The 13085-nt window shown below is 62.4% G+C and carries 12 protein-coding genes; 7 read left to right on the top strand and 5 right to left on the bottom strand.

Features of this window, described 5'->3' with window-relative positions; genetic code table 11:
- Positions 1-24 precede the first annotated feature (24 nt).
- From A7A77_RS12240 to A7A77_RS12230, 3 genes are all read right to left on the bottom strand, one after another.
- On the bottom strand, positions 25-1134 hold the full coding sequence (locus tag A7A77_RS12240) for a DUF262 domain-containing protein (RefSeq protein ID WP_066558480.1): 1110 nt from the start codon (positions 1132-1134) through the stop codon (positions 25-27).
- Between the two features lie 186 nt (positions 1135-1320).
- Complete coding sequence (locus tag A7A77_RS12235) at positions 1321-2160, bottom strand: phosphoadenosine phosphosulfate reductase family protein (RefSeq protein WP_082836103.1); 840 nt, start codon at positions 2158-2160, stop codon at positions 1321-1323.
- Entirely contained in the window at positions 2157-4886 is a 2730-nt protein-coding gene (locus A7A77_RS12230; RefSeq protein ID WP_156500546.1) for a hypothetical protein, read from the bottom strand. The genes A7A77_RS12235 and A7A77_RS12230 overlap by 4 nt, the downstream gene beginning before the upstream one ends.
- Between A7A77_RS12230 and A7A77_RS17915 the strand changes: the two genes are divergently transcribed.
- On the top strand, positions 4836-5507 hold the full coding sequence (locus tag A7A77_RS17915) for a hypothetical protein (protein WP_156500545.1): 672 nt from the start codon (positions 4836-4838) through the stop codon (positions 5505-5507). The two genes, A7A77_RS12230 and A7A77_RS17915, sit on opposite strands and share 51 nt — an antisense overlap.
- Positions 5508-5521: 14 nt before the next feature.
- On the opposite strand, the gene A7A77_RS12225 is transcribed toward A7A77_RS17915, so the two are convergent.
- Positions 5522-6478 (bottom strand): DUF4007 family protein, encoded by a 957-nt coding sequence (locus A7A77_RS12225; RefSeq protein WP_066558474.1) that lies wholly within the window; start codon positions 6476-6478, stop codon positions 5522-5524.
- A gap of 70 nt (positions 6479-6548) precedes the next feature.
- A complete protein-coding gene (locus tag A7A77_RS12220; RefSeq protein WP_082836102.1) occupies positions 6549-7856 on the bottom strand; it encodes a cysteine desulfurase family protein in 1308 nt (435 codons plus the stop codon).
- A 92-nt stretch (positions 7857-7948) separates the two neighbouring features.
- Between A7A77_RS12220 and trbB the strand changes: the two genes are divergently transcribed.
- The 6 genes from trbB to trbK-alt are packed head-to-tail and all read left to right on the top strand — an operon-like array spanning position 7949 to position 13084.
- Positions 7949-8929 carry a P-type conjugative transfer ATPase TrbB gene (gene trbB, locus A7A77_RS12215; protein ID WP_066558463.1) on the top strand — a complete coding sequence of 327 codons (981 nt, stop codon included), beginning with the start codon at positions 7949-7951 and terminating at the stop codon, positions 8927-8929.
- Between the two features lie 5 nt (positions 8930-8934).
- Positions 8935-9258 (top strand): TrbC/VirB2 family type IV secretion system protein, encoded by a 324-nt coding sequence (locus A7A77_RS12210; protein ID WP_255356053.1) that lies wholly within the window; start codon positions 8935-8937, stop codon positions 9256-9258.
- Entirely contained in the window at positions 9258-9533 is a 276-nt protein-coding gene (locus A7A77_RS12205; protein WP_066558458.1) for a VirB3 family type IV secretion system protein, read from the top strand. Before A7A77_RS12210 ends, A7A77_RS12205 begins: the two co-directional genes overlap by 1 nt.
- A 3-nt stretch (positions 9534-9536) precedes the next feature.
- Complete coding sequence (gene trbE, locus A7A77_RS12200; RefSeq protein WP_066558454.1) at positions 9537-11999, top strand: conjugal transfer protein TrbE; 2463 nt, start codon at positions 9537-9539, stop codon at positions 11997-11999.
- Between the two features lie 23 nt (positions 12000-12022).
- Positions 12023-12742, top strand: coding sequence for a P-type conjugative transfer protein TrbJ (gene trbJ, locus A7A77_RS12195; protein WP_156500552.1), 720 nt, complete (start codon positions 12023-12025; stop codon positions 12740-12742).
- A 6-nt stretch (positions 12743-12748) separates the two neighbouring features.
- Positions 12749-13084, top strand: coding sequence for a putative entry exclusion protein TrbK-alt (gene trbK-alt, locus A7A77_RS12190; protein WP_066558444.1), 336 nt, complete (start codon positions 12749-12751; stop codon positions 13082-13084).
- The last annotated feature ends 1 nt before the right edge of the window (position 13085 follow it).

The following is a 13085-nucleotide window of genomic DNA, read 5'->3' as shown; positions in this document are numbered from 1 at the left end:
TGGTCTAATTTTGCACCGCCGTTCTCAGGCGTAGCGATCGACGTATTTCTCGGTCCGCAGCATGTCCGCGTGCGAAGGGGTGGATTGATAATCCTCTAGCCCTTCCGCGTCGATCACCCGGGGCCGAAAGGTTTCGAAGGCGGTGAGCGGTTCGCCGGTCGTATTGAGAGCCTCGAACATATCGAAAGCGTCATCTTCGCCTTCGCTTTCGACAACTGTGAAGGCCATTCGCCTTTGCAAATAGTGAGCAAAAATGATCGCGGCAAAGGCAAGCCGGAAACGCTTGCCCGTGGTCGTCTCGTCATCCTTGCGGAGCCTTTCGGCGACTTCGGATGGGACTTCGAAACCAAAGAGTGCTTCGCCGAAGCCCGCTTTGAGCGCGTGCTCGATCAGGCTGGGCATCTCCTCCTGCGGTTGCACGAGGTCGCGAAGGCGTTTGTTCATATGCCGGAAGACGGCGGCCACATTCTTGTGCGTCGAAGCTTTTTCGCCATCGGGCTCGCTCGGACGAAACTGCTTGGCCTCGATCTCCTCGTTCTCGATATGCTTGAGGTAGTCCCAAATCAGGCGGGCGATCGCGCTCGAATACCGGGCTTCCGGTTTTGAAGACCACACATCGTCGAAGGATCTGATGAGACGTGGATAGTACCTGTTGAGCGCCTTTCCGCTGCGTTTGTCGAGAATGAAACAATCGCGAAGTTCCGCCATCATCTTCTGAATTTCTTCAAGCAGCCAGGCGCTGCCTTCTTCGTCATCTTTCTCGACCGAGGGCAGGCAGGTCGCCAGAAGATTGTGAATTGCAACAAAAAGCAGAATGAACGTCGAGATGCGCTGCTGGCCATCGATGATCGTCATCACCGGCCGTGGCATCTCGTTCCGGAAATGCGGCTTCACGGTCACATACTGGGTGTCGTGGATCGCGATGATCGTACCGAGGAAGCTGATCGTTTCCTCGCGCTCAGGGAGCAGGCTCAGGCCGTGAAGCGCATCCTCGAACAGTCGATTGACGTTTTCTTTATCCCACCGGTATTCCCGTTGATATGCGGGAATGTAGCAACCCTGCCCCGGGACCTGCAGGAATTGTAAGACGCTTCTTGGATTTGCCCGAAAGGCCTTTTCTACATCGATGGTCAAGAGACCCTACCCCCAGCGGTTGTATCCATGTGCTTTGATTACCTAGCGATATTTCGGCTGGTAAGAAAAGCATGCTCGGGCAAGAGGCAACAGAATTGTGATAGAAGAATTCTCGGACCCGGGACACTCCGAGGCATATACTGGGTGCGGGTTCGCGCCTTCGTTGAGCAGAAAGCTGGCGGCTGGCTATTTGTGGCAGACGAGGCAGCCGCTCTCCTCGTCGGCCAGCATCTGTTCCACCGTCTCATCGGTGATCCGTGCTCGCAGCGGATTTGGCATTCTGCGAGCGAGCGCCTGTGCCTTGCGCTCTTCATGATTACGCTCGATCTCGGAAACCCGCTCCGGCCGCGCCAGTTCTTCGAGACTTTCGTTCTGGGTCCAGGTGAACGGCGAACCGTGCTCGATGGCTGATTTTTCGTAGCGCTTGGCTTCCTCGAAGGCGTCCGGGTGCTCGCGCATCAGCCGCACCCATTCGATTTTCTGCTGGTAAAAGCAGAATGTGCAACCGCTGCGAGAGCGCCAGCGGTAATAGTCCGGCAGGCCGAGTCCGGAGTTTTCCAGCAGGCCGATGACCGATGCCTTGTCAAGACCGGCCTCCCTCAATGGGAAATGGACGTGCATGTTGGGGTGGGTTGCGATCATCCCCGAACGGCTCGGTTCGTCGGCGCGGATCGCGACATAGGAATGCACCTCCACGCCTGCGTCGAGATGCGGTTTGAGCCACTTCTGGAATGGCTGAATTTTCAACTGCCGGGTGCACCAGCGTGTCCGCGGGGAAGGCAGAAAATGGCCGTATTCGGCTAGCCAGAAATCGAAGTCCCGACCAGGGTTGAGCATTTCAATGGGCTTGCCAAGGAAGCCCTCAAGGCGGCCGAGATAATCGTAGACCTCGGGTAGCTCCTTGCCGGTGTCGGTGAAGAAATACCGCACATCGATGTCCGGGCGGTGATCGCGCATCCAGACCGCGAGGGCAGCGCTGTCTCGTCCACCGGACAGACCCAGAACATGCATCGCCTCGCCGGTCACGCTTCCTTCTCCGCGCTGATGGGCACAGTGACATCGCGCTCGCCGTCATCCTCGATATAACGCTGTGCGAGCTCCGCGATCACGGCGAGCACCATATCGGGCTCGAGCTGTGCGGCGTCGAGCGTCTTGCCGATCTCGTCGAGGAGTGGCCCGAGGCGCTTCTGCGCCTCGGTTGCAATCTGTGCTCTGCGGACGACGCTTCGTTCGGTCGACCCGACACCCGCCATCACCATCACCGCGGTCTGGGTCGGTTGCTGGTCGCTGTCGCCGAACAGTTCCACGCGGCGGAACCGGTAGGCGTATTCCGACAGCTGCATCCCCGCCCGACTCGGCTCGAGATCGTGCCACGTCGTCACCGGCTTACCCATCACGAGACCGCAAATTTCCGCCATGCTTTCCGTCGACCCATCGAACTCGGCCAGCCTCGTGATGAAGCCTCGAAGCTTGAGGTCGTCTCCCCCGTGACCCGCTATTCGCTTGGCTCGTTCCACCAACTCGGAGAGATTTCCTGCATCGCGGTGTTTCAGGCCCTCCAGCATCCGGGTTTTCAGATCCTCGATCATGTCTGGGTAAGCGTGATCAAGTTCGCTCAGGACCGTGCGCAGCGCAGGTGCGGTGCCTTCGCCCGAAGCCTCGAGCGCTTCGGGGATGTCGACGAAGAGGAGCTGGTAGGGATCGTCCGCATCTAGCAACAAGCGACGCACATCGATTGCTTGCTTGGAGAGCGTGGCTTGCGCCTTGCGCGACCAGTTGGGAAGGCTGTACGCAAACTGCACGAGCGCCTGTGCTATCTCGAGCGGCTCCTCCGACGGCGCCTCTTCGACGAATTCGCTCGCGACGGCTGCAAACTCCTTCAGCGCGACCGCATTCGCGGCATCGGTCGGAACCGATCTCAGCGCAATATGGTCGGGGTCCTGCAGCAGAAGATCCATGACCAGATCGGATATTGCCGGCTGGAAGGCCTCTTTCGCATAGATCGCAGTGCTGTGACGGCGCGAGAAAAGATAGGTCACGAGCAATAGGGGCATCACGCCTTGCTGCACGCCGTAAGGCGGCTCGCCCCAAGCCCGGTAGATGTCGGCAACACCAACCTGCTCGCCGGCTTCGAGCAGGCCATCGGTTAGCGACCAGAGAGGGGCGAACGTGCTGGTTTCGCCGGGCGGAACGAAGTCCCACCGCTCGCCTTGCCGGACATAGAGACCCGCGCGTTCCAGAACGGTAACCGCTAGGCCCTTCTCGGCCGGATAGCCCTTGATCCCGAAGTGCTGCTCGCCGCGGCCCACTACAATAGCATGCAACAGGGCTCGCAACGCCGCATTGGAATTGCTCGAAGGCCGCCGACGATTGATGAGTTCGGAATGCACGATCGGAGCCTGCCGGAAAGTCCGCCGGGCGATATCGCTTGCTGCTTGCGACAGGCCATAGGAAAGCGACTGCAAATCGAGCGGCTTACCAGTGTCGAACCAGTGCGCGCGCTCGAAACCCTCTCTCAGGAGACCTTCCAGCTGCGCGGACAAATGGGCAATGCGGGCATCGATCTCGCGCCTGGCGGCTGCATCTCCGGCCAGTTCGGGGCTTTCGTTGCGCACGTCTCGCGCGGCTTCGAGCTCGATCGCTGTTTTGCGAATGTCCGCACTGTTCGATGCAAGACCAACAATTACGGGCAGACCGTGCCGATGCTCCGTGCGCGAGACTTCGATCAGACTCGCCTCCGCTTGGCCGGGATCGACGTCGATCCCAGGCAGAAGCAGCAGGAACTTGCCAGCAGCCCCGGCGCTAACCCGAACGTCTTTCGGACCAAGCCCTTGCGGCGCCAGTTCGCCGATTTGTGCGTCGAACCAGCGCGGCGTGCCATATTCGGCGTAATGCCGCTTGGCCAGAATCGGCTGCAGCGAGGCGAGATCGTTCAGAGACGCTATCTCGAGCCGCCCGCGTTCGGCGATGCGGGCCTCGATTTCGCCCTCAATGTCGAAATCGCTGCCGGCATAGATTGCATAGGCGCCGAGATGGCGACGGTAGACCAGCGCCGAAATCTTCACGAGATCGGCAAGCTGCTCTTCGACGTCCGCATCGGAATGACCGAGGCTTGCCGCAATCGTCCGGGATGAGGCTGCCAGACCCGATCCATTGCTGAACAGATCGATGACCGCCACGGTCTTCGCGATCTGCAAGCGCAGGTGGGTGCCGTCGCGGCCCGCCCTCGCTATGGCCTCTGCGGCCTGTGCCCATCGATGGCCGTCGGGCGAAGCCATGATCGCAGGCTCCAGATTGACCTGCAGATAATCCCAAAGTTCTGCCGGTCCGAAGGTTCTTCCCGAGGCGAGTGTCGTGCGCTGAAGGAATTCGGTGAAGCCGCTGGGTTCCGCCGAGGCAAGAAAACCGAACAGGCTGCGTTCGTTCTGGCTGAAGCGCCGCCGGGTGATCGGCCCGAGCAGCGCTGCCGCCGCAGGGTTGAGAGGCCAGCAATCGTCGAGCCTTTCCGCAAGATCCTTGGGCACACCTGGTCGCCGTTCGGCAATCTCGCTGGCAACAATAGCGGCAATTTGATGCGACTGAGGGTGCGAACGCTCTGTCGTGACGGCACGACCGACCAATTCGATGACCTCGTCGACCGCCGTAATGATCGGGACATCCGCAAAGCGGCCCTGAACCTTGCGCCATTCGTCCTGGACGCTTTGCCCGAGGCGATCCGCATAGCGCTCGAAAGCCTGGTGCAGCACGCCCACAACGATAAGTCTTCCCTCGCTGCGATTGGCCGCCTCTGCGAGATCCTGGAAGAAATGGATGTCGACGGCGTGATCGGCAGCACCTTCCAGATATTTGCCCAGTTCGTCGACAACGACGAGAACCCCGCCCTTGGGACGCGCTTCAACCTCGCGTTGCAGCCGCTCGACGATATCGCGCCCGTCAGCGGCTTCCATCCTGGACCGCTTGGTCCGAGCGTGGCCCGGCTCGCCAGCGATTGCGGATGCGACCGCTTCGCGCAGGTCCGCCACCGGGTTGCCCCGCCGACCGCTCACCGGCACGCAGAGCCAGTCTTTGGGCGCACGCCCGAAAACGTCGGCCACTTCGGGCACATCGCCAAGCAGTTGCTTCGCTTCCCTGTAGGCGGGCCCGCGCCCGAGCGAGTAGGAGGCAAGCGCAAGCGCGAGGCTCGACTTGCCGCCGCCGTAAGGGCCCGTCCAGGTGAACGCGCCCTGGCCGTTTGTCGCGAGGCGGAGCGTGGTGGTCAACGCATCGCGCGCCGATCCTTGAAGTACATAGCCGGAGAGGGGATCGGCCTGGCCAAAATCGGCATCGATCCTGATCGATCTTTGGTAGCGCGGGGCGACCGAAACATGGTCTGAGAGATAGGCCTGCGTCATGCCGCGAGCGCCTTGGTGTGCGGATAGGCGCTGGCGATGAAGGAGGCCGGATCAGGCAGGCCTTCTCCCCGCCTGGCAATCGCGCGCACACCTGCGCTGTCGGTCCACAGAAAGGCGCCCTTGGCGACCCTTTCGATATCGACAAGCCGGTCGATCAGCGCATCCTCGTCTAGCTTGAAGATCCGCCCCGGCGATCCGGGCTCGTATACCAGCGTATCGATGGCGAGCGTTGCTTGCTCGGGCGCACGCCTCGCCCAGAAATCTGCAAGCGCAAAAAGGAAGATACCGTCGGGCAAGCCGGGCTTGGGCCCATGGCGGAAAGCGAACGATCGCGATGACACTTCGCGCATAAGGCCAAGTTCGCCAAGTACGGTTTCCACCTGATCGTCAACCGCGCCCGCGCCGACCTTGGCGACATAGGATCTGACAAAGCATTCCACGTCGCGCTTGATCGTTGTGGAGGAGGCCCGCGACCGGTCGAGTTGGGCACACAGCAGCCGGATCGGCTCGGCAATGCCGTCGCGGTCGAACCCATGTGCATTCAGATGGTTGAACGCATAATACCACGTCGTGGCGCGCTCGAAATTGCTGGCGATCTGCCAATGGAGCAGCCATGTGGTCGCGAGGCTTTCCATGAACGGATCGAGACCTGAATCGCGGTCAAAGATGAGATCTCCGAAGGGCGTTGCCTTCAAGGCACCGACACCCCTCTCCGGGTCTTCTTCAATGATTCGGCACGCGAGCGCCCAATGCTTGATCGCCGCAACCATATTCTTGCCGACCCCGAACCGGATGATCCCTTCGTCCTTGTCGAAGGTATTGGGGGCCGGAGCTTCCGAATCCTCGCAGACGGCATCGTAAGCCTTGCGCAGCCACAGCCGCCTCAGCGGGAAGGTTTCATGTCCCGCGAAGCGCGTCTTGACGCCGGGCTGTCCAAGGGGTCCTCTGAGCATGATTTGTTCCTACTGGGGATTTCCCCCAGTTGGCAACCCTGCCCGCGCCTCTTGTACGAAGTTTTAGGCTTCAGGCAGCGGCGCGGTAGGCTTTCTCGTACGCAGCCAAGAGCGCAGTGACGGCACGGTCAATGTCCGCCTCGGAAGTGGTTCGGCCAATCCCGATGCGAACGGACGACGAAGCCTCGTCAAAGGAAAGCCCTTGCGCCAACAGGACGTAAGACGGCTCGATGCTGCCTGAGTTGCAGGCTGAGCCTGTCGATGCCGATAGTTCGCCGCGGGCATGCAAGAGGATGTCTTCCGCATTCACTCCCTCGGCCCTGAGGCTTGTGCAACCCGGGATGCGCTCGGCATGCGGATTGATAGTAAAAGGGCATCCCTTCCTGGTGATCCGATCTTCGAAAAGTCTTTGTAATGATTGAATATGTGTGCGTGCCGACTGGCCGTGGCGCTCGTAAAGCCGCGCCGCCGCTGCAAGCCCGGCGCAAAGCGGAACCGGCACTGTACCGCTGCGTCCGAGAGGCTGCTGTCCACCGCCATCAAGCTGCGGAACGAGCCGTAACCGCTCGGCGCGCGACACGGCAAGCCCGCCGATGCCTTTTGGACCGTAGAACTTGTGACCGGAGAAACTCAGCAGATCGGCACCGATATAAGTGAAATCGACATCGATCTTTCCGACGGTCTGCGCCGCGTCTGTGTGAAACAGGACACCTTGGCGATGACAGATTTCGGCAATCTCGCGCACGGGTTGAATGACGCCGGTTTCGTTGTTGGCGTGCATGACCGATACGAGCGCCGTGTCGGGCCTCAGGGCCTGCGCGATGGCTTCTGCGCGAACGCGGCAATCTGCCCCCGGTTTGACTTCGGTGACCTCGATCCCGGTTTTCACGAGCGAACGGGCGGCTTCCAGCACGCATTTGTGCTCGATCGACGACACCACCAGATGGTTTCCGCGTCGTTCCGCTGAGCTCATGACACCTTTGATGGCGAGGTTGTTCGCCTCGGTTGCTCCGCTGGTGAAGAGGATTTCGTCCTCTCCGGCACCGAGCAGCGTTGCGAGCGCTTCGCGCGATCGTTCGACAATTTTCGAGGCCTGCAGGCCATGCGCATGATCCGAATGCGGATTGCCCCAGTCATTGCTCATCGCATCCGCCATCGCATCGATCACCGAGGGATCGACCGGAGTTGAGGCCATGAAATCGAGATAGGCGGGGCCGGGTCTGCGCAAGGAACAACCTTCATTGAAATCGGTGCACCGATAAGACCAAACCTGGCCATGCAAAGCAACCATGATCGCGCGGCGTTGGAGCTTGGACGGCGGCGACCTTCCGATTTGGCCTTTTCCTTTCTTTCTTATTCTTCGCTCTTCTACCCTCATCGCAGATCGCTATTGCCTGAGGGCAAAGTAATGTCTTTTTGATCTGCCTCGCGAATGCAGCCGATGGTCGGTTGCCGCATCCGAGGCAGTCCATGAGGGTCATCCCCCTTCGATCCGAAGTCTCATCGCGCGGCGCGCGCATGCTGCGCACTGCGCTTGGCGGCGACATCGCCCGCTGGCTCGACGAGCCCGATGTCATCGAAGTCATGCTCAACCCCGACGGGCGTCTCTGGGTGGACCGGTTGGGCGAGGGTCTCGCGGCGACCGAATGTCTGATGAGCGCAGCCGATGGCGAGCGGATCATCCGGCTGGTCGCCCATCATGTCGGCGCCGAGGTGCATGCTAGCGCACCGCGTGTGTCCGCCGAACTGCCGGAAGGCGGCGAGCGCTTCGAAGGTCTGCTGCCCCCGGTGGTTGCCGCTCCCAGCTTTGCCATTCGCAAACCAGCCATCGCGGTGTTCTCGCTGGCCGATTACGTGACGACCGGGATCATGAGCAAATGGCAGGCCACAGCGCTTGCCGGTGCAGTCGCTGCGAAAAAGAACATTCTGGTGGTTGGCGGCACCTCGACCGGCAAAACGACGCTCACCAATGCGTTGCTCGCCGAGGTCGCAGCCACGTCCGACCGTGTCGTCCTCATCGAGGATACGCTGGAGCTGCAATGTGCAGCGCCCAATCTGGTGTCGCTGCGGACCAAGGACGGCGTTGCCACCTTGTCCGATCTTGTCCGGTCGGCGCTGCGCCTGCGGCCCGACCGCATTCCCATCGGCGAGGTGCGCGGTGCCGAGGCGCTCGATCTGCTGAAAGCCTGGGGCACCGGTCATCCAGGCGGGGTCGGCACGCTCCACGCCGGCTCGGCGCTTGGCACGCTGCGGCGGCTTGAACAGCTGATCCAGGAAAGCGTGGTCACCGTGCCGCGCGCGCTGATCGCCGAAACCATCGATATCATCGCCGTGCTCGTGCGCGACGGCACCGGGCGGCGCCTTGCCGAACTCGCCGAAGTGCGCGGACTCGATGCCGCCGGCGAATACGTCCTCGCACCCCTTCCATCCACAACAGGAGACCATTCGTGACCCATATCTTGTCGCGAGCGCACCCGCGCCTGTCCGCTTTGATCGTTGGCAGCGTCATTGCGCTGGCATTTGCGGCGCCCGCCCATGCCGCCGGCTCGTCGATGCCGTGGGAAGCGCCGCTCCAGGCGATCCTCGAATCCATCCAGGGCCCGGTCGCCAAGATCGTCGCGGTGATCATCATCATCGCCACCGGGCTGGCACTTGCTTTCGGGGATACCTCGGGAGGTTTCCGGCGCCTGATCCAGATCGTCTTCGGGCTTTCGATCGCCTTTGCCGCGTCCTCTTTTTTCCTTTCGTTCTTCTCCTTCGGCGGCGGAGCGCTGGTGTGATGGATAGCGGTCAATCTTCTCTGCCGAACGGCTTTGCCGTCCCTGTCCACCGGGCGCTGACCGAGCATATCCTGCTCGGCGGTGCGCCGCGCGGACTTGCCATCGCCAACGCGACGCTGGCGGGTGCGATCGGACTGGGTCTGCAGCTGTGGATCGCAGGCGTCGCGTTTTTCGCGCTCGGCCACATGGTCGCGGTCTGGGCCGCCCGGCACGATCCTCAATTCGTCGATGTCGCGCGGCGGCATCTGCGGTTCCCCGCGCATCTGCAGGTCTGAGCCATGCTGAGCTTGCGCGAATATCGGAACAAGGCCGACCGGCTTGCGGACTTCCTGCCATGGGCGGCGCTCGTCGCCCCCGGCGTCGTGCTCAACAAGGACGGCAGCTTCCAGCGCACGTCTCGCTTTCGCGGGCCGGATCTCGACAGCGCGACCCCTGCCGAACTGGTTGCAACGACGGCGCGCCTGAACAGTGCGCTGCGCCGGCTCGGTTCGGGCTGGTCGATCTTCGTCGAGGCCGTGCGCCGTCCGGCACTGGATTATCCCGTCTGCGCATTTCCCGATCCGGCCTCGGCACTGGTCGAACGAGAGCGCGCCGCGCAGTTCGCAGAGGAGGGCGCGCATTTCGAGAGCCGCTATTTTCTGACCTTCCTATGGATGCCGCCTGCCGAGGATGCCGCGCGGGCTGAAAGCTGGCTCTACGAAGGAAAGGCCGAGAAAGGCGTGGATCCGCGCGAGCTTCTCGAGGGCTTCGCCGATCGGACCGACCGGCTGCTGCGCCTGTTCGAAGGGTTCTTTCCCGAGGTCCAATGGCTCGATGATGGCGAGACCCTGAGCTATCTTCACAGCTGCATCTCGACGCGGATGCACGATGTACGCGTTCCCGAAACCCCGATGCATCTCGATGCGCTGCTTGCCGACGAGCCGCTGACCGGCGGTCTCGAACCGCGCCTGGGTTCGGCCCATCTGCGGACACTGACCGTGATCGGCTTTCCGAGCGCGACATTCCCCGGGCTGCTTGATGATCTCAATGCGCAGGGCTTTGCCTATCGCTGGGCGACGCGGGCGATCATGCTCGACAAGAGCGATGCGACGAAGCTGCTCTCGAAAATCCGCCGGCAGTGGTTTGCGAAGCGCAAATCGGTCGCCGCGATCCTCAAGGAAGTGATGACCAACGAGGCCTCGGTGCTGGTCGACAGCGATGCGGCCAACAAGGCCGAGGATGCCGATGCCGCTCTACAGGAGCTGGGCGCCGACCATGTCGGGCTCGCGCTGGTCACCGCGACCGTTACGGTGTGGGCCGAGGAACCGGCGCTTGCCGCCGAGAAGCTGCGGCTGGTCGAGAAGGTCATCCAGGGCCGCGACTTTACCTGTGTGACCGAAGGCATGAATGCGATCGAGGCCTGGCTCGGATCGCTGCCCGGCCATGTCTACGCCAATGTTCGCCAGCCCCCGATCTCGACGCTGAACCTTGCGCATATGATGCCGCTTTCGGCCGTCTGGGCCGGACCGGAAAGCGATACGCATTTTGACGCGCCGCCGTTGTTTTACGCCAAGACCGAAGGCTCGACCCCCTTCCGATTTTCGCTTCATGTCGGTGACGTCGGACACAGCCTCGTCGTCGGTCCGACCGGGGCGGGCAAATCGGTCTTGCTGGCAATGATGGCGTTGCAGTTTCGCCGCTATGCCGGGTCGCAGATTTTCGCTTTCGATTTCGGTGGCTCGATCCGTGCGGCCGCGCTCGCGTGCGGCGGCGATTGGCAGGATCTGGGGTCGGGTCTTTCCGAGGACAGCGACGAGGCGGTCCTGCTGCAACCGTTGGCGCGGATCGATGAGCCGGCACAGCGCAACTGGGCCTCGGAATGGCTTCAGGCGATCCTCGTTGCGGAGGGCGTCGCAATCGATCCGGAGACCAAGGATCATCTGTGGTCGGCGCTGAGCTCGCTGGCGAGCGCGCCGGTCGCTGAGCGCACGCTCACCGGGCTCGCTGTTCTTTTGCAATCGCAGGCATTGAAGCAGGCGCTTGCCCCCTACTGCGTCGGCGGGCCGTTTGGACGGCTGCTCGATGCCGAAAGCGAACGGCTGGGCGAAGCGAGTTTTCAGGCGTTCGAGACCGAAGGGCTGACCGGATCGGCGGCTGCGCCCGCCGTGCTGTCATATCTGTTTCACAGTATCGGAGGTCGCCTCGACGGCTCGCCCACACTCATTATTATCGACGAAGGCTGGCTGGTGCTCGACAGTCCGGCCTTCGCCGCGCAGCTGCGCGAATGGCTCAAGACCCTGCGCAAGAAGAATGCGAGCGTCGTTTTCGCCACTCAAAGCCTTGCCGATATCGAGACCTCGGCGATCGCGCCGGCGATTATCGAAAGCTGTCCGACGCGAATCTTCCTGCCCAATGACCGGGCGGTCGAACCCCAGATTTTGGGTATCTATCGCCGCTTCGGACTGAACGACCGCCAGATTGAAATCCTCAGCCGGGCAACGGCCAAGCGCGATTATTACTGTCAGTCCTCTCGCGGTAATCGCCTGTTCGAACTTGGCCTTGGCGAAGTGGCGCTCGCCTTTGCCGCCGCTTCTTCCAAGAGCGACCAGCTCGCTATGTCCCGCATCATCGAAAAGCATGGTCGGAGCGGCTTTGCCGTCCACTGGCTGAGGTATCGCGGCCTCCACTGGGCCGCCGAATTGCTCGGCAGCGATGCGCACTCTTCCGACCCCCCAAACCCACCAGAAGGAGACCTGAAGTGACCTCTCGAAAAATCTTCCGCAGCATGGCCATGGGCATTGCGCTCGCCTTGGCGAGTACGAGCGCCTTGGTATCGACGCCTGCACACGCCCAGTTCGGCGGGATCGTTTACGATCCGTCCAATTACGCGCAGAACGTGCTGACTGCCGCTCGCACGCTTGAGCAGATCAACAACCAGATCCGCATGCTGCAGAACCAGGCGACGTCGCTCATCAACCAGGCGAAGAACCTCGAGCGCCTGCCGACGAGCATCCTTCAGCCCTTGCAGGACCAGATCCGGCAGACACAGCAACTGCTGAGCCAGGCCCAACGCATCGCCTACGATGTGCGCGAGATCGAGACGGCCTTCGCGGCCCAGTACCGGAACGTTCCGCTCGGCGCCTCGCAGCAGGCCATGGTCGAAGGCGCCGAAGCACGCTGGCAGAACAGCATTGCCGGCTTCGAGGACGCGCTGAAAGTCCAGGCGGGCGCGGTCGCCAACATCGAAGGCTCGCGCGCGGCGATTGGCAGCCTGGTCGGCGCGAGCCAGTCCGCCACAGGGGCGCTGCAGGCGGCCCAGGCCGGCAATCAGCTGCTCGCGCTGCAAGCGCGCCAGCTCGCCGATCTGACGGCAACGCTGGCGGCCTCGAGCCGCGCGCAGGCGCTCCACGCGGCCGACCGCGCGGCGGCCAAGCGCCAGGCGCACGAACAACTCCGGCGTTTTCTCGCCGATCGGCCCCGCTACGTGCCCGGCGGATCGGACTGATCCGTCATGGACGGAAAGCTCATCGCGCGGATTGGTGCGGCCGTTTTTGTCGGCCTCGCGCTCGCCATGACGCTCGTGCAGTTGCGCGAGGAGCCCGGGCCACGCGTCGAGCCGGCCGCTACCGTCCGGGTGCCCGATGGCGATCCGCTGCCCGCCCGTCTCGGAGCGTGTTCGGATATGGGAGAGCTCGCGCTGTCTTCGCCCGATTGCCGGGCGGCCTGGGCCGAGAAGCGGCGACGATTCTTCGGCGTCGAGCATCCCGATGCCTATTCCGGGCTGAATAAGGAGTCGGCTTTGTCCGATCCGGTCCTTCGCTCGTCGCCAACGCGCGAGGAGCGCTGAC

Origin of the sequence: Croceicoccus bisphenolivorans (assembly GCF_001634625.1) — a bacterium.
GTDB lineage: Bacteria > Pseudomonadota > Alphaproteobacteria > Sphingomonadales > Sphingomonadaceae > Croceicoccus > Croceicoccus bisphenolivorans.
This window is presented reverse-complemented; position numbering and strand designations above follow the sequence as displayed.

What these genes read in the sequence shown, in the direction of transcription:
- trbB (WP_066558463.1), top strand. Translation starts at nt 7,949, where the DNA reads ATGAGGGTCATCCCCCTTCGATCCGAAGTCTCATCGCGCGGCGCGCGC.
- trbK-alt (WP_066558444.1), top strand. Translation starts at nt 12,749, where the DNA reads ATGGACGGAAAGCTCATCGCGCGGATTGGTGCGGCCGTTTTTGTCGGC.
- A7A77_RS12220 (WP_082836102.1), bottom strand. Translation starts at nt 7,856, where the DNA reads ATGAGGGTAGAAGAGCGAAGAATAAGAAAGAAAGGAAAAGGCCAAATC.
- trbE (WP_066558454.1), top strand. Translation starts at nt 9,537, where the DNA reads ATGCTGAGCTTGCGCGAATATCGGAACAAGGCCGACCGGCTTGCGGAC.
- trbJ (WP_156500552.1), top strand. Translation starts at nt 12,023, where the DNA reads ATGGCCATGGGCATTGCGCTCGCCTTGGCGAGTACGAGCGCCTTGGTA.
- A7A77_RS12205 (WP_066558458.1), top strand. Translation starts at nt 9,258, where the DNA reads ATGGATAGCGGTCAATCTTCTCTGCCGAACGGCTTTGCCGTCCCTGTC.
- A7A77_RS12225 (WP_066558474.1), bottom strand. Translation starts at nt 6,478, where the DNA reads ATGCTCAGAGGACCCCTTGGACAGCCCGGCGTCAAGACGCGCTTCGCG.